The organism is Streptomyces sp. P1-3 (genome assembly GCF_050613155.1).
Taxonomy (GTDB): domain Bacteria; phylum Actinomycetota; class Actinomycetes; order Streptomycetales; family Streptomycetaceae; genus Streptomyces.
In genome coordinates this window covers 7,603,534-7,619,268 of sequence record NZ_CP192512.1, presented here as the reverse complement: position 1 = coordinate 7,619,268, position 15,735 = coordinate 7,603,534, and the positions used below count along the sequence as shown (strand labels likewise).

Genomic DNA, 15,735 nt, shown 5'->3' with positions numbered 1-15,735 from the left:
GTCCGGCGGCCCGGCCACGGCCCCTTGGGCCGATCTGGTCGAACCGCCTCCGTCCACAGGCTTGCATGTTGAGCGATTACGTCTGATGCTGCTGCTTCTTGTTGCCTTCCGTTCGGAGTCGCCGCATGAAAGCCCAAAGCCCGCCAACAAGACCCTTCATGTCCGAAATACCGGACGCATAGCACGGAGGAGCCCCGTGACCGCCCCTTCCCTACCGCGCCGACCCGGTGTCGACGCCCTCGCCCGCATCGGCCACACGGTGCGGGCCACCGATCCGGCCGACGCCTCACCGCACGCGTTCCCCGACGGCGGCACCTGGCGCACCGAGATCCCCTCGGTGGAGGGTCCGGAGGCCCTGGCCGTCGTCCTCAAGGAGAGCGCCCGGCTGGCGGTGCCCGTCCACCGGATCAGCCAGGGCAGCGGCGTCTGGATGCTCACCGACGACGAGATCACCGAGATGGTCGGGTCCTGCGCCGAGCGGGACATCGAGCTGTGCCTGTTCACCGGGCCGCGCGGCACCTGGGACATCGGCGCCGCCACCCGGACCGACTCCGGCGGCGCGGGCCTGCGCGCCCGCGGCCACGACGCGCTCGCCGGCTGTGTCGAGGACGCCCTGCGGGCCACGGCGCTGGGGGTGCGCTGCCTGCTCGTCGCCGACGAGGGCGTGCTGTGGACGCTGCACCGGATGCGCGCGGCCGGGCTGCTGCCCGCCGACACCACGTTCAAGCTGTCCGCGCTCACCGGGCCGGTCAACCCCGCCTCGTACGCCGTGTACGAGCGGCTCGGCGCGGACTCCCTCAACGTGCCCTCCGATCTGACGCCGGCCCATCTCACCGAGATCCGCCGGGTCAGCCGTGCCCCGATGGACTTCTACGTCGAGGCGCCCGACGACCTCGGCGGCTACATCCGGATGTACGAGGCCGCCGAGCTGATCCGGCGCGGCGCCCCGCTCTACCTCAAGTTCGGCCTGAGCCGCTCCCCCGGCATCTACCCGTACGGCGCGCAGCTGCGCGACACGGCCCTGGCGACCGCCCGCGAGCGGGTCAGGCGGGGCCGGCTCGTCCTTGACCTGCTGGCCCGGCACGGCGCGGACGGCGGGATGTCGCCGCTCGGCTCGCGGCAGCCCGGCGAACTCCGGCGTTTCCCCGTCCCCGAAGAGGACTGATCCATGCGCACCAGAACCACATGTACCGCGGCCGTGCTCGCCGCGCTGCTCACCGTCTCGCTCACGGCCTGCGGCCAGGAGGCCCGGGGCGGCAGCCGCTACAAGCCCCCGGCGGGCAAGGGCGGCACCATCGGCCTCGCCATGCCCACCAAGGCCTCGGAGCGGTGGGTGAACGACGGCAGGAACATGGCCGAGCAGTTCCGGAAGGCCGGGTACAAGACCGACCTGCAGTACGGCGACGACAAGGTCGAGAACCAGGTCGCCCAGATCGAGAACATGATCACCAAGGGCCGCCGGCTGCTGGTGGTCGCCGCGATCGACGGCTCCGCGCTCACCGGAGTGCTCAAGCGCGCACACGACGCGGGCATCCCGGTGATCAGTTACGACCGCCTCATCCTGGGCACGCCGTACGTCGACTACTACGCGTCCTTCGACAACGAGCGGGTCGGCGAGCTCCAGGCCACGTACATCGTAGACAAGCTCAAGCTCGGCAAGCCGGACAGGAACGCGGACGACAAGCACAACATCGAGCTGTTCGCGGGCTCCCCGGACGACAACAACACCAAGTACTTCTTCAACGGCGCCATGAAGGTGCTGGGGCCCTACCTCGACAGCGGTCAGCTGGTCGTCCGCAGCAAGCAGACGAGCATGAACCAGGTCACCACGCTGCGCTGGGACGGCGGCACCGCCCAGAAGCGGATGGACGACCTGATCAGCAAGAGTTACGGCGACGAGCGGGTGGACGCCGTCCTGTCCCCGTACGACGGGATCTCCATCGGCATCCTCTCGGCGCTCAAGAGCGCCGGTTACGGCTCCAAGAGCCAGCCGCTGCCGGTCGTCACCGGGCAGGACGCGGAGCTGGCCTCGGTGAAGTCGATCATCCGGGGCGAGCAGACCCAGACGGTCTTCAAGGACACCCGCAAGCTCGCCGCGCAGGCGGTGCAGATGGGCGACGCCGTACTCAACGACAAGAAGCCCAAGGTCAACAACACCGAGGACTACGACAACGGCAAGAAGACCGTGCCGTCGTACCTGCTGAACCCGGTCAGCGTCGACAAGTCGAACACCGATCTCCTCGTCCGCGAGGGGTACTTCACGGCGGGGCAGCTCAAGTGACCCGGCCGGTACTGGAGATGCGCGGCATCACCAAGACGTTCCCCGGCGTCAAGGCGCTCTCCGAGGTGAACCTGACGGTGCGGGCCGGGGAGATCCACGCGATCTGCGGCGAGAACGGCGCGGGCAAGTCGACGCTGATGAAGGTGGTCAGCGGGGTCCATCCGCACGGCTCCTACGAGGGCGAGATCCTCTTCGAGGGCGAGCCCGTGGCGTTCAAGGACATCCGGGCCAGCGAGCGGCACGGCATCGTCATCATCCATCAGGAGCTGGCGCTCAGCCCGTACCTGTCCATCGCGGAGAACATCTTCCTCGGCAACGAGCAGACCTCGCGCGGGTTCATCGACTGGAACGCGACGCTGGGCAAGGCGAGCGCGCTGCTCAAGCGGGTGGGGCTGCGGGAGAACCCGCAGACTCCGGTCACCGACATCGGCGTGGGCAAGCAGCAGCTGGTGGAGATCGCCAAGGCCCTGTCGAAGGAGGTGAAGCTGCTCATCCTCGACGAGCCGACCGCCGCGCTCAACGACGAGGACAGCGCGAAGCTGCTGGACCTGATCCTGGAGCTGCGCGAGCAGGGCATCGCGAGCATCATCATCTCCCACAAGCTGGGCGAGATCCGCGCCATCGCGGACTCGGTGACGATCCTGCGGGACGGGCAGACGATCGAGACGCTGGCGGTCCGCGAGACCCCGGACTCCGAACCTCTGCTGCACGAGGACCGGATCATCAGCGGCATGGTCGGCCGCGACCTCGACAACCGCTTCCCCGAGCGGACCCGGTACGAGGGCGAGGACGCGGACGAGATCGCCCTGGCGGTGCGGGGCTGGACGGTCCGGCACCCGGTCGACCACCAGCGCACGGTCGTCGACGACGTGTCGCTGACCGTGCGGCGCGGCGAGATCGTCGGGATCGCGGGGCTGATGGGAGCGGGCCGCACCGAGCTGGCGATGTCCGTCTTCGGGCGCAGTTACGGCAGTTACGTCGCCGGGACGGTGGAGATCGGCGGCGTCGAGGTGGTCACCAGGACCGTGGCCGCGGCGGTGGCCGCCGGGCTCGCGTACGTCACCGAGGACCGCAAGCAGTACGGCCTGAACCTCATCGACAACATCAACCGCAACATCTCCCTGGCCTCGCTGCCGGGCATGCGGCGCCGCGGATTCGTCGACGAGCACCACGAGCGCAGTGTCGCCGAGCGCTACCGCACCACCATGAACATCAAGGCCCCCACGGTCTTCGAGCAGGTGGGGCGGCTGTCCGGCGGCAATCAGCAGAAGGTCGTGCTCAGCAAGTGGATCCACGCCGATCCCGAGGTGCTGATCCTGGACGAGCCGACGCGCGGGATCGATGTCGGCGCCAAGTACGAGATCTACAGCGTCATCGACCGGCTCGCGGCCCAGGGCAAGTCGGTGCTCTTCATCTCCTCCGAACTGCCGGAGCTGCTGGGGATGTGCGACCGGATCTACACGATGGCCGAGGGCCGGCTGACCGGTGAGGTCACCCGCGCGGAGGCCACCCAGGAAGTCCTGATGCGCCATATGACCATGAACAGAAGCTGAGGCACCGCCATGACCACCACGTCCGCTCCCCCGCAAGAGCCCTCGCCCGCGAAGGCCGCCCCGCCGTCGGCCGTCGCGCTGCTGACGCGGCTCGTGCGCTCCAACATGCGCCAGTACGGCATGCTCGTCGCGCTGGCCTTCATCGTCGTGCTGTTCCAGATCTGGACCGACGGCACGCTGCTGCTGCCGAACAACGTCTCCAACCTGATCCAGCAGAACGGCTACATCCTCATCCTGGCCATGGGCATGATGATCGTCATCATCGCGGGCCATATCGACCTGTCCGTCGGGTCGCTGGCCGCGTTCGTCGGCGCCATGGCCGCGGTGATGATGGTCAAACACGACATGCCGTGGGTCCTCGCGCTCGTCCTGTCGCTGCTGATCGGCGCGGTCGCGGGCGCCTGGCAGGGCTTCTTCATCGCCTACCTCGGCATCCCGTCGTTCATCGTGACACTGGCCGGGATGCTGCTCTTCCGCGGCCTGACGCAGATCGTGCTGGAGGGTCAGTCTCTGGCCCCGTTCCCGGAGGGCTTCCAGGACATCGCGCAGGGCTTCATCCCGGAGATGGGCCCGTACACGCAGTACCACAACCCCACCCTCGTCCTCGGCCTGGTCACCGTCGCCTTCCTGCTGCTGCGCGAGTGGCGCGACCGCAAGCGGCAGCTGGCGCACGAGCTGGACGTGCTGCCGACCAGCCTGTGGGCGGCCAAGTGCGTGGCGATCACGGCGGCCGTGGTCGCGTTCACGCTGACCCTGGCGAGCTTCCACGGCGTGCCCGTGGTGATGCTCATCATGTGCGTGCTGCTGATCGGCCTCGGCTATGTGATGCGCAACGCGGTCGTCGGACGGCACGTGTACGCGCTGGGCGGCAACAAGGCCGCGGCGAAGCTGTCGGGCGTCAAGGACCAGCGGGTCACCTTCCTGGTGTTCGTCAACATGGGTGTGCTGGCGGCGCTCGCGGGCTGTGTGTACGCGGCGCGTCTGAACGCGGGCACCCCGCAGGCGGGCCTGAACTTCGAGCTCGAGGCGATCGCGGCCTCGTTCATCGGCGGTGCGTCGATGAGCGGCGGTGTCGGCACGGTGATGGGCGCCGTGATCGGCGGCCTGGTGCTCGGCGTCCTCAACAACGGCATGTCGCTGGTCGGCATCGGCACCGACTACCAGCAGGTCATCAAGGGCCTGGTGCTGCTCGCCGCGGTCGGGTTCGACGTCTGGAACAAGCGCAAGGTCGGTCGCTGACCCCTCCGATCGGCATCTCTTCTCCTCTCCTCATTCCTCTCTGGAGCCGCACATGGAAACGAGCAGACGGACCGTACTGGCGGCGGCCGCCGCCGCGGGCGTCACCGCGGCCGCCGCGAGCACCTCCCACGCCGCGAACGCCACGAGCGCCACGAACTCCACGAAGGGCAGGACCCCCGTGAAGGAGCTCTTCGGCAGGCTCACCGACGGCACGAAGGTCTACCGCTGGACGCTGGAAAACGGCGACACCCGCATGAAGGTGCTGAGCTACGGCGGCATCGTCCAGTCCCTGGAGCTGCCGGACCGGCACGGCCGGTACGCCAACGTCTCCCTCGGTTTCGACAACCTCGAGGACTACCTGACCGCGACGACCTTCTTCGGCGCGACGATCGGCCGGTACGGCAACCGCATCGCGGGCGGCCGCTTCACGCTGGACGGCACGACCCACCGCTTGTCCGTCAACGACGGCGAGAACAGCCTGCACGGCGGGGCCGAGGGGTTCGACAAGCGGGTCTGGGACGTCGAGCCGTTCACCAACGCGTCGGGCGCCGGCCTTCGTCTGCACTACGTCAGCGCCGACGGCGAGATGGGCTACCCCGGCACGCTGCGGGTGCGGGTGACGTACACCCTTGACCGCCGCGGTGACTGGCGGATCGGCTACGCCGCGACCACCGACCGGCCCACCGTGGTGAACCTGACGAACCACGCGTACTACAACCTCGCCGGGGAGGGCAGCGGCGACATCCTCGGCCACGAGCTGCGGCTCGCCGCCTCCCGCTACACCCCCACCGGCAAGGGGCTGATCCCCACCGGTGAGCTCGCGAGGGTGGCGGGCACGCCCTTCGACTTCCGGCACGCGAAGACGATCGGCGCGGACATCCGCACCGCGCACGAGCAGCTGACCACGGCCAAGGGGTACGACCACAACTTCGTCCTAGACAAGGGCGTCACGGCCCGCCCCGAGCACGCGGCGACCCTGCGCGACCCGGAGTCGGGCCGCACGATGCGGATCGCCACCACGGAGCCGGGCGTGCAGTTCTACTCCGGCAACTTCCTGGACGGCACGCTGACCGGCCCTTCGGGCCGGATCTACCGGCAGAGCGACGGCCTGTGCCTGGAGACCCAGCACTTCCCCGACTCGCCGAACCAGCCGTCGTTCCCCTCGACGGTGCTGCGCCCGGGCGAGACGTACCGCTCGACGACGGTGCACTCGTTCTCGGCTCGCTGAGGCCCTGGGACCTCAGCGAGCCTGGCGAAGGACGCCGACCTTCGGGTGAAGGTTTTCAACTCGGGCCCGGAATCCGGCGGTCGGCGGCGCGCGGGCAGGCGGGGCAGACGCCGCGGACCCGGATCGCCGAGGACGGCGACGCGTGGTCCTCGGCGGAGACCACCACGGCGAGGTGGGCGTGGCATGTCGCGCAGCGCCGGAAGCCGGGATTCCAGTCGTTGACCGCCGCGTCCCTGACCCGGTCGAGCGTGGCGGTGATGTCATCGTCCATGGCGCACATGTCCTGTCCTGACGGAGTGACCCGGCGATGCGTCATACCCGCCGGTGGCCGAGGTGCAACTCAGCACATGAGTACGGCGTACGGGTCAGCGGCCGGCGAGGCCGCCGCGCGGAGCGCCTCGCAGGCCGCCGCGGACCGCCGCGGACCGCCGCGGACCGCCGCGCCCAACTCCCGGAAACGCCGGGACAGTTTCCTGCGCGAGACATTGACGGCGCATCCAGCGGCGCCTAGCTTCGTCGCGTCGTACTTCGTACGTCATATACGAGACGCGATACGCGACCCTTGAGGGCACCGATGACCTTTGCGCCCCATCCCATCCCGTCCCGCACGCAGTACGTGCTGGAAGCCGTCAAACACCGTATCCTCACCGGGCAGTTGGCGCCCGGGCAGGCTCTTGTCGAGACCGATCTCGCCGCCCAGTTCGGGGTGTCGAAGACGCCGGTACGAGAGGCTTTGAAGACCCTCGCCGGCACCGGGCTCGTCGTGATGAGCCAGTACAAGGGCGCGACCGTGCGAGAGGTCGACGCGGCGATGGCGCAGCAGGTCCACGACGTGCGCCTGCTGCTGGAGCCGGAGGCACTGCGGCGCACGGTGCTGCGCGGCGCGCCGCTCGACGACGCGCGTGACGCTCTCGTACGGGCCGATGCGGCGAAGGACGCGGGGACGCGCTCCCTGGCGAACCGGGAGTTCCACCGCGCGCTCCATCTGCCGTGCGGCAATCCACTGCTCGCGCGCATGCTCGACGAGGTCCGGGACCAGGCGGCCCTGGTCTCCACCGTGGCCTGGGCGGCCCTGCCCTCGTGGGAGCGGGAGGCGGCCGAGCACCGGGAGATCCTGCGTCTGGCCTCCTCCGGCGACGCGGAGGGGGCCGCGCGCGGCCTGCGCGACCACATCGCCTCGTTCGTACAGCGGGCCTTTCCGGAAGGGGATCCTTTATGACCGGCCAGACCAGCGGCCAGACCAGCGGGCAGACCAGCGGCCAGCCGTTCGCCGCGCTGCGCGGCGCGCTCGCGGATGTCGTCGCGATCCCGGTGACCCCATTCGCCGCCGACGGCTCCGTGGCGGAGAAGACGTTCCGCGCTCTGCTGCGGCGCCTGCTCGACGCGGGGGTGCGCACCCTCGCCCCGAACGGGAACACCGGCGAGTTCTACACGCTCGGCGCAGAGGAGCGGCGCCTGGTGGCGGAGTGGACCGTGGAGGAGGCGGGTGGGCGGGCCGCCGTCGTGGTCGGTGTCGGGCACGACGTGCCGACCGCGGTCGCCGCCGCCCGCCACGCGCGCGGCGCCGGTGCGCAGATGGTGATGGTCCACCAGCCGGTGCATCCCCACGTATCGCAGGACGGCTGGGTCGACTACCACCGCGCCATCGCCGACGCCGTGCCCGAGCTGGGTGTCGTCCCGTACATCCGGTTGCCCCGGCTGAGCGGCGGACGGCTGGCCGAGCTGGGTGTGGCGTGCCCGAATGTCATCGGCGTCAAGTACGCCGTGCACGACCCCGCCACCTTCGCCGCCTTCGCCCGGGACGCGGGCGCGGGTCGCTTCGAATGGGTGACCGGTCTCGCCGAGCTGTACGCGCCCTCGTACTTCGCCAGTGGCGCCACCGGCTTCACCTCGGGCCTGGTCAACGTCGCGCCCGCGGTGTCCCTGAGCATGCTCGGCGCCCTGCGGGCGGGCGACTACCCGGCGGCCATGGAGGTCTGGGAGCGGATCCGCCGCTTCGAGGAGCTGCGTGCCGCCGACCAGTCCGCGAACAACGTCGCCGTCGTCAAGGAGGCCCTGGCCGCGCTGGGCCTGTGCCGGCGCGACGTACGTCCGCCGAGCCGGGTGCTGTCGCCGGATCAGCGCGCCGAGGTGGCCGCCCTGGTGGAGGAGTGGCGGATATGAGGCCGGAGGAGCTGCGCAGCCACCAGTGGTACGGCACCGACGGCCTGCGTTCGTTCAGCCACCGGGCCCGCACCCGCCAGCTCGGGTACCTCCCCGAGGAGCATCTGGGCAAGCCGGTCATCGCCGTCCTCAACACCTGGTCCGACATCAACCCGTGCCACGCCCATCTGCGCGACCGCGCCCAGGCGGTCAAGCGCGGGGTCTGGCAGACGGGGGGCTTCCCGCTGGAGTTCCCCGTGGCCACGCTCTCGGAGACCTTCCAGAAGCCGACGCCGATGCTCTACCGCAATCTCCTCGCCATGGAGACCGAGGAGCTGCTGCGCTCGTATCCCGTGGACGGCGCGGTGCTGATGGGCGGCTGCGACAAGTCGACGCCCGCGCTGCTCATGGGCGCGGCCTCCGTCGACCTGCCCGCCGTCTTCGTCCCGGCCGGGCCCATGCTGCCCGGGCACTGGCGCGATCAGGTCCTCGGCTCCGGCACGGACATGTGGAAGTACTGGGACGACCGGCGCGCCGGGCTCATCGGCGACTGCGAGCTGGCCGAACTGGAGGCCGGCCTGGCCCGCTCCCCCGGCCACTGCATGACCATGGGAACCGCTTCGACGCTGACCGCGGCGGCCGAGGCGCTCGGCGTCACGCTGCCCGGCGCCTCCTCGATCCCGGCGGTCGACTCCGGGCACGACCGGATGGCGGCCGCTTCCGGGATGCGGATTGTCGATCTCGTACGCCGGGATCTGAGGCTGTCGCGCTTCCTCACCCGGGAGGCGTACGAGGACGCGGTCGCCACCGTGCTGACGCTGGGCGGTTCCACCAACGCCGTGATCCACCTCATCGCGATGGCGGGCCGCTCCGGCGTGCGGCTCACTCTGGACGACTTCGACCGGATCGCCAGGACCGTGCCCGTGCTGGCCGACCTCCGGCCCGGTGGCCGCTACCTGATGGAGGACTTCCACTTCGCGGGCGGGCTCCCCGCCCTGCTGGCGCGGTTGGACGACGTACTCCATCTGGAGCGGCCGACGGTCGCCCACGGCACCCTGCGCGAGCAGCTGGCGGGCGCGCGGGTGCACGACCCCGCGGTGATCCGCGCCCGGGACGAGCCCCTCGCCCAGGAGGGCGGCCTCGCCGTGCTGCGCGGCAACCTCTGCCCGGACGGCGCGGTCATCAAGCACATCGCGGCCGACCCCCGGCTGCTGAAGCACACCGGGCCCGCCGTCGTCTTCGACGACTACCGCACGATGCAGCGCACCATCGACGACCCCGCGCTGGGCATCACCCCCGGCCATGTGCTGGTGCTGCGGAACGCCGGCCCGCTCGGCGGGCCCGGCATGCCCGAGTACGGCATGCTGCCGATCCCCGACCACCTGCTCAAGCGGGGCGTGCGGGACATGGTGCGGATCTCCGACGCCCGGATGAGCGGCACCAGCTACGGCACCTGCGTGCTGCACATCGCGCCCGAGTCGCACGTCGGCGGGCCGCTCGCCCTCGTCCGCACGGGCGACCCGATCACCCTCGACGTCGAGGCGCGCTCGCTCCGTCTCGGTGTCCCCGACGAGGAGTTGGCGCGTCGGCGCGCCGCGTGGACGCCGCCGCCCGCCCGCTACGAGCGCGGTTACGGCGCGCTGTACGGCGAGCAGATCACCCAGGCCGACACAGGCTGCGACTTCGCGTTTCTGGCCAGGTCCGGGAACGTGCCGGACCCGTACGCGGGCTGACTCCCCCTTTTTTTGTACGAGATCTCGAACGTTGTCCGCGAAGCGCTTCACCTGAAGAACGGAGAACCCGTCATGGCCTCAGCCGTGACACGACATCGATCGGCCCGTCGTCTCCCGTATCTGCTGATCGCCCCCGCCGGACTGCTGATGCTGGGCTTCATCGCCTACCCGGTGCTCAGCGTTTTCTACTACAGCCTGCGCCACTACAACCCCACCAAGCCGTGGCGGAACGGCTTCGCGGGCCTGGACAACTTCACCACCGCGTTCACGGACGACCCGCTGTTCTGGGAGACGCTCGGCTTCAGCCTGAAATGGGTGGTCGTCGAGGTCGTGTTGCAACTGCTGCTGGGCCTCGCGCTCGCGCTGCTGGTCAACCAGACCTTCGTCGGACGTGCCATGGCCCGCGCCCTGGTCTTCTCGCCGTGGGCGGTCTCCGGCGTCCTCACCTCGACGATCTGGCTGCTGATCCTCAACTCCCAGACCGGCATCACGCGCTATCTCGCGGACGCGGGGGTCGGATCGTACGGGACCTCCTGGCTCTCCGACCCCGGCACCGTCTTCCCGGCCGTCGTCGTCGCCGAACCCTGGCGCGGTGTCCCCTTCTTCGCGATCCTCATCCTCGCCGACCTCCAGTCCGTTCCCAAGGACCTGTACGAGGCGGCCGAGGTGGACGGCGCGAGCCGCTTGAGGCAGTTCCTCCACATCACGCTGCCGCATCTGAAGGACGCGATCATCCTGTCCACGCTGCTGCCCTGGCCGCTGACCTTCGAGCACTTCGGCAAGGTGTGGACCGAGCGCGCCTTCGGGACGTCCTTCTACAACAGCCTTCTCGTGGGCGTCTGCTCCATGGTGATGACCATGGTCGTGGCCCTCGCCGGCGGCTACGCGCTGGCCCGCTTCGACTTCCGGATCAAGCGCGGCTCCATGCTGGCGCTGCTGCCGCTGTCGATGATCCTCATCAGCGGCTTCATCAGGAATGTCCCGTACTCCCTCGAAGAGGCCGCGTGGGTCGACGGCTGCGGGCGCTTCCGCGCCTGCTGCGCGGTCGTGCTGCCGATGCTGCGGCCCGGTCTGATCGCGGTCGGCTCCTTCGCCTTCGTCCACAGCTGGAGCCACTTCCTGTTCGCCCTGATGTTCCTCAGCGACCAGGGCAAGCAGACGATCCCGGTGGGCCTGGCCACCTTGATGGGCGCCGACAGCGTCGACCTGGGCGCGCTGGCCGCGGGCGGCGTCGTCGCGGCACTGCCCGTCGTGATCGTCTTCGCGTTCATCCAGAAGTGGCTGGTCACCGGGTTCAGCGCGGGGGCGGTGAAGGGGTGAGCCGCCTCGGTGACGCCTCGCGCCCCGGAGCCGGTGAGCCGCACCGCGTCGTCCTCGCGGGCGCGCGCGGCCACGGCCGCCGGCACCTGGAGAACATCCGCCGCCTCCAACTGGCCGGTCGGTTGAGGCTCGTAGGCGTGTGCGAGCTGGTTCCGCTGTCCGGCGCCGAGCTCAGCGGCCCGGGCTGCTTCGACGGCGTGGCCCAGTCCGCCGACTTCGCCGCCCTGCTGGACGCCACCCGCGCCACCGTCGCCGTGGTCTGCACCCCCATCCCCACCCACACCGACCTCGCACTGGCCGCCGCCGAGCGGGGCGTCCACCTGCTGATGGAGAAGCCGCCCGCCCCCTCGTGGGCGGAGTTCCAGGGGATAACGGACGGGCTCGACGCGGGCGGCGCGGTGTGCCAGGTCGGCTTCCAGTCGCTGGGCTCGCACGCGATCCCCGCCATCCGCGCGCTGGTCGCCGACGGGACGGTCGGCGAGGTCCTCGGCGTCGGCGCGGCCGGGGCCTGGGTCCGCGACGAGGCGTACTACCGGCGCGCCCCGTGGGCCGGGCGCCGCCGCCTGGACGGAGCCGACGTCGTCGACGGGGTGCTGACCAACCCGCTCGCGCACGCGGTCGCCACGGCCCTCGCGCTGGACGGCACCACCCGCGCCGAGGAGGTGTCCGCCGTCGAGACGGAGCTGTTCCGGGCCAACGCCATCGAGTCCGACGACACCTCGTGCGTACGGATCACCACGGCACGCGGCCGCCGGATCACCGTCGCCGCGACCCTGTGCGCCCAAGTCCCCGACGATCCCTACGTCATCGTGCACGGCAGCCGGGGCCGTATCACGTTCTGGTACAAGGAGGACCGCGTACTGGTACGGCACGGGGGCCGCGCCCACGAGGCGGTACACGGCAGGACCGACCTGCTGGAGAACCTGGTCGAGCATCTGGCCGGCAGCGCCGCACTCCTGGTGCCGCCCGCGGCGACGGGGGCCTTCATGCGGGTCGTCGAAGCGGTCCGGCGGGCACCCGACCCGGTCGCCCTTCCCGCCGCCGCATGGCGCACCGCCCCGGGCGAGAGCGCGCCGCGGCGCGTCGTCCACGGCATCGACGGTCTGGTCGCGGCCGCGGCCGAGACCCTGTGCCTCTACTCCGAGCTGGGCCCTTCCTGGGCCTCCCCACCGAGGAGCGTCACGTCATGAACGGTTCGCTGGTCCTGCGCTGCGCGGGGCGCCCCGTCGGCCGGTACGTCATCCGGCCCGAGCTGGCGCACCGGCTCGTGCCCCGCCCCCACCTGCATCCCGTCCACACCCTCTCCGGAACCACCGTCACCGAACTCTGCCCGGACGACCATCTCCACCACCTCGGCGCGGGCGTCGCCGTATCCGATGTGCAGGGCCACAACTTCTGGGGCGGCAGCACCTTCGTGACCGGATCGGGGCCGACCGAGCTGGACAACCACGGGGTGCAGCGGCACCGGGGGTTCAAGCTGTGCGACCCGGACGGCTTCGTACAGGAGCTGAGCTGGGTCGCCGGGGCGGGCGAGCTGCTGCGGGAGCGGCGCACGGTCGCCATCACCGAACTGACCGAGTCGGCTTGGGCGCTGGACTTCACCTTCTCCCTCAGCAACGCCACCCGGGGCGAGATCTCGATCGGCAGCCCCGCCACCAACGGCCGCCCCGGCGCCGGGTACGGGGGCTTCTTCTGGCGCGCCCCCAAAAGGCCGTCGGCACCGGAGGTGTTCACCGCGGACGCCGAGGGTGAGGCGGCGGTGCACGGGGCCCGCGCCGACTGGCTGGCGCTGGTGGGCGACCGCTGGACGCTGGTGTTCGCCGGAGCCACGGCGAGACCCGCCGCGACCCGTGGTTCGTGCGCGCCGCCGAGTACCCCGGCGTCGGCTCGTCGCTCGCGTCGGCCGACCGGCTGCCGATCGCACCGGGCCAGACGGTCGTACGCCGTGTCGTCACGGTCATCGCCGACGGCCGGCTGGACCGCGGCGGCGCCGCCGCGCTGGTCCGCAAGGCGGTGACGGCGTGGCCTCGCGCCAGGCCGACGCGGGCCGACTGGGCGACCTGGGTGACCTGGGTGACGGGACGTACCGCAATCCGGTGCTGGGCGCGGACTGGTCCGACCCCGACGTGACACGCATCGGAGACGACTTCTACCTCACCCCGTCCAGCTTCGGCCGAGCCCCGGGCCTGCCGCTGCTGCACTCGCGTGACCTCGTCAACTGGACGCTCATGGGACACGCGCTCGACCGTCCCGAGCCCGCCGGGTCCTTCGCGGTGCCGCGCCACGACCGCGGGGTGTGGGCGCCGTCCATACGGCACCACGGCGGACGCCTCTGGATCTTCTGGGGCGACCCCGACCACGGTGTCTACCAGGTCAACGCGCCCGACGCGCACGGCTCTTGGAGCCACCCGTACCTGCTCAAGCCGGGCAGGGGCCTCATCGACGCCTGCCCGCTGTGGGACGAGGAGCGCGGCGAGGCGTATCTCGTGCACGCCTGGGCCAGGTCGGGCGCCGGTGTGAAGAACCGGCTCACCGGCCACCGGATGAGCGCGGACGGCCGGGAGCTCCTCGACGAGGGCCGGATCATCATCGACGGCGACCGCGTCCGCCCGCCGCCGGACGCCACGTGGAACAGCTTGCCGTCGAGGCCGGTCCCGGTGGGCATGACCGGCGTTCCGGTACGTTCCTGCGGCATGACCTGCCAGCGGACCAGGACATAGCCGCGCCCGCGCAGGGTGACCGCGTCCCCGCGGTGCTCCATCGCCGTCATCCCCGCGCCCGCCGAGCTGGTCAGGCCGGTCTCGGGGCGGCGCGGAAGCGGACCGGGGCGCGCCCAGGGGTCGGGGGCGGGTTCGGCCCGGTCGACGACGCTTCCGTAGCGGGCGGCGGGCGCGGCCGTCCCGCGGTCCGGCTTCGGCGACGGGGCGGGCGTCGCGGTCCGGGACGGAGCGGCTCGGGACGGGGCGGGCTTGGACGTCTCGACCCGCCGCGCGGCGGACGTGTGGATGCCGGGAGACGGGGCGGCGGTGCGCGGCGGGGGCGGGTCGTCCTGGCGGTCGTGGACGACGTACGCGCCGCCGGCCACGAGCGTCAGACCGGCGGCCGCGGCGACCGCCGGCTTGGCGAGCACCTGGAGCAGCTGGCCGGTCCAGCCCGAAGGGGCGGCGGCGTGCGCGACGCCGGTGGCGGTCGCCCCGGTCCCGGCCACCCCGCCCGCGGCCGCGCCGGTCGCCGTCGCACCGGTCGCGGTCGCACCGGTCGCGGTCGTAACACTCGCCGTGGCACCGGTCGCCGTGGCGCCGGTCCCATCGCACCACTCACCGTCGCACCGGTCGCCGTGGAACCAGTCCCCGTCGCGGTGGTTGCGGCGGCCGCCGTGGCCGCGTGGGCCGCGCCGCCGCCGAGCAGCCCCGGCAGCGCGTGCAGCGCGAGCGCGGCCGGGACGGGCACCAGGGCGAGCCCGACCAGCAGCCGTTCGGCGGGGACGGTGTCGGGCGCGGCCTCACCGCAGCGCGGACAGCCGCGCAGATGCCGGGCGATGCGCTTGCGCCACACCGATCCGGGCCGCCCGTCCCAGCCTTCAGTGAGCCCGGCCAGTTCGGAGCAGCGCGGCTCTGCGGCCAGTGCCCGCACCAGAGAGCGGGCCACCTCGAGGCGCTCCTTGAGCCGCTGGACGCGGACGGCGGTGTGCTGCCGGGTCAGCCCGAGCGCCTTGGCCAGATCGGGCCTGGTCAGCGATCCGGCGACCTCCAGCCACCACAGCGCCAGCAGCTCCCGGTCGCCCGCGTCGAGCCAGCGGGTGGCCTCGGCGACCTCGCGGCGCTGCCCCTCCAGGCCCAGGCGCAGTACGGTCAGGCCCGCGAAGTCGGCACCGGGGTCGGCGTGCTCGCCGTCCAGCGCGGAGGCGGGCGCGGCCTGCCGGGCGCGCGCCCGGTCCCGTATCCGGTGCATGGCGATGGCCACCAGCCAGGACCGGAACCCGGCGGGGTCGCGGAGCTCGGCGAGGGAGCGGACGACGCGCAGCATGGTGTCCTGGACGACGTCGTCCACATCCGGATGGCCGTCCAAGGCCCGGCCGACGATGTTGTAGACCAGCGGCAGATGAGCGGCCAGAAGGTCGTCCAGCGCCTGCCGGTCACCGGCCCGCGCCGCCTCGACCCAGCCGCGTATCCGACGCTCGTCCAACACCTGCTCAACTCCTCCGAGCCCTTGACGGGCGGGAAACCTACCTGATCTGCC

Annotated in this window: 12 protein-coding genes and 2 pseudogenes; 12 read left to right on the top strand and 2 right to left on the bottom strand. The window is 71.5% G+C overall.

Annotated elements, in window-relative coordinates:
- Positions 1–196 precede the first annotated feature (196 nt).
- From ACQUSR_RS32520 to ACQUSR_RS32500, 5 genes are read left to right on the top strand one after another with little or no spacing between them, the layout of a single operon-like run.
- Positions 197–1,165, top strand: a complete 969-nt coding sequence (locus tag ACQUSR_RS32520; protein ID WP_431046811.1) for a hypothetical protein — start codon at positions 197–199, stop codon at positions 1,163–1,165.
- 3 nt (positions 1,166–1,168) lie between these two features.
- Positions 1,169–2,281, top strand: coding sequence for a multiple monosaccharide ABC transporter substrate-binding protein (gene chvE / locus ACQUSR_RS32515; protein ID WP_431046809.1), 1,113 nt, complete (start codon positions 1,169–1,171; stop codon positions 2,279–2,281).
- A gap of 17 nt (positions 2,282–2,298) precedes the next feature.
- Entirely contained in the window at positions 2,299–3,834 is a 1,536-nt protein-coding gene (mmsA, locus tag ACQUSR_RS32510) for a multiple monosaccharide ABC transporter ATP-binding protein (RefSeq protein WP_431047980.1), read from the top strand.
- Positions 3,835–3,843: 9 nt separating this feature from the next.
- Positions 3,844–5,073 carry a multiple monosaccharide ABC transporter permease gene (mmsB, locus tag ACQUSR_RS32505; protein WP_431046807.1) on the top strand — a complete coding sequence of 410 codons (1,230 nt, stop codon included), beginning with the start codon at positions 3,844–3,846 and terminating at the stop codon, positions 5,071–5,073.
- 52 nt (positions 5,074–5,125) lie between these two features.
- A complete protein-coding gene (locus ACQUSR_RS32500) occupies positions 5,126–6,301 on the top strand; it encodes an aldose epimerase family protein (RefSeq protein WP_431046805.1) in 1,176 nt (391 codons plus the stop codon).
- A 55-nt stretch (positions 6,302–6,356) separates the two neighbouring features.
- On the opposite strand, the gene ACQUSR_RS32495 is transcribed toward ACQUSR_RS32500, so the two are convergent.
- Positions 6,357–6,572: a hypothetical protein gene (locus tag ACQUSR_RS32495; protein ID WP_431046803.1), complete on the bottom strand. Its 216-nt coding sequence runs from the start codon at positions 6,570–6,572 to the stop codon at positions 6,357–6,359.
- A gap of 303 nt (positions 6,573–6,875) precedes the next feature.
- Here ACQUSR_RS32495 and ACQUSR_RS32490 point away from each other — a divergent pair, with 303 nt between their 5' ends.
- The 7 genes and pseudogenes from ACQUSR_RS32490 to ACQUSR_RS32460 all read left to right on the top strand — a co-directional run.
- Positions 6,876–7,520, top strand: a complete 645-nt coding sequence (locus ACQUSR_RS32490) for a GntR family transcriptional regulator (RefSeq protein WP_431046802.1) — start codon at positions 6,876–6,878, stop codon at positions 7,518–7,520.
- Positions 7,517–8,464: a dihydrodipicolinate synthase family protein gene (locus tag ACQUSR_RS32485; RefSeq protein ID WP_431046801.1), complete on the top strand. Its 948-nt coding sequence runs from the start codon at positions 7,517–7,519 to the stop codon at positions 8,462–8,464. Before ACQUSR_RS32490 ends, ACQUSR_RS32485 begins: the two co-directional genes overlap by 4 nt.
- The gene (gene araD, locus ACQUSR_RS32480) at positions 8,461–10,176 is read left to right on the top strand and encodes an L-arabinonate dehydratase (protein WP_431046799.1); all 1,716 of its coding nucleotides are present in this window, start codon (positions 8,461–8,463) and stop codon (positions 10,174–10,176) included. The genes ACQUSR_RS32485 and araD overlap by 4 nt, the downstream gene beginning before the upstream one ends.
- A gap of 72 nt (positions 10,177–10,248) precedes the next feature.
- Entirely contained in the window at positions 10,249–11,496 is a 1,248-nt protein-coding gene (locus ACQUSR_RS32475) for an ABC transporter permease subunit (protein ID WP_431046797.1), read from the top strand.
- Positions 11,493–12,686, top strand: a complete 1,194-nt coding sequence (locus tag ACQUSR_RS32470) for a Gfo/Idh/MocA family protein (RefSeq protein WP_431046795.1) — start codon at positions 11,493–11,495, stop codon at positions 12,684–12,686. Before ACQUSR_RS32475 ends, ACQUSR_RS32470 begins: the two co-directional genes overlap by 4 nt.
- Positions 12,683–13,515 (top strand): annotated as a pseudogene (locus tag ACQUSR_RS32465) (PmoA family protein); the annotation flags it as partial. The gene ACQUSR_RS32470 and the pseudogene ACQUSR_RS32465, both read left to right, overlap by 4 nt.
- A gap of 32 nt (positions 13,516–13,547) precedes the next feature.
- Positions 13,548–14,102 (top strand): annotated as a pseudogene (locus tag ACQUSR_RS32460) (family 43 glycosylhydrolase); the annotation flags it as partial.
- Between the two features lie 484 nt (positions 14,103–14,586).
- Here ACQUSR_RS32460 and ACQUSR_RS32455 read toward each other — a convergent pair.
- Positions 14,587–15,684, bottom strand: coding sequence for an RNA polymerase sigma factor (locus ACQUSR_RS32455; RefSeq protein ID WP_431046793.1), 1,098 nt, complete (start codon positions 15,682–15,684; stop codon positions 14,587–14,589).
- Positions 15,685–15,735: the final 51 nt, after the last annotated feature.

Excerpts from the sequence above, each read along its gene's own strand:
- chvE (WP_431046809.1), top strand. The coding sequence starts at position 1,169 with ATGCGCACCAGAACCACATGTACCGCGGCCGTGCTCGCCGCGCTGCTC.
- mmsA (WP_431047980.1), top strand. The coding sequence starts at position 2,299 with ATGCGCGGCATCACCAAGACGTTCCCCGGCGTCAAGGCGCTCTCCGAG.
- mmsB (WP_431046807.1), top strand. The coding sequence starts at position 3,844 with ATGACCACCACGTCCGCTCCCCCGCAAGAGCCCTCGCCCGCGAAGGCC.
- ACQUSR_RS32500 (WP_431046805.1), top strand. The coding sequence starts at position 5,126 with ATGGAAACGAGCAGACGGACCGTACTGGCGGCGGCCGCCGCCGCGGGC.
- ACQUSR_RS32495 (WP_431046803.1), bottom strand. The coding sequence starts at position 6,572 with ATGGACGATGACATCACCGCCACGCTCGACCGGGTCAGGGACGCGGCG.
- ACQUSR_RS32490 (WP_431046802.1), top strand. The coding sequence starts at position 6,876 with ATGACCTTTGCGCCCCATCCCATCCCGTCCCGCACGCAGTACGTGCTG.
- ACQUSR_RS32485 (WP_431046801.1), top strand. The coding sequence starts at position 7,517 with ATGACCGGCCAGACCAGCGGCCAGACCAGCGGGCAGACCAGCGGCCAG.
- araD (WP_431046799.1), top strand. The coding sequence starts at position 8,461 with ATGAGGCCGGAGGAGCTGCGCAGCCACCAGTGGTACGGCACCGACGGC.
- ACQUSR_RS32475 (WP_431046797.1), top strand. The coding sequence starts at position 10,249 with ATGGCCTCAGCCGTGACACGACATCGATCGGCCCGTCGTCTCCCGTAT.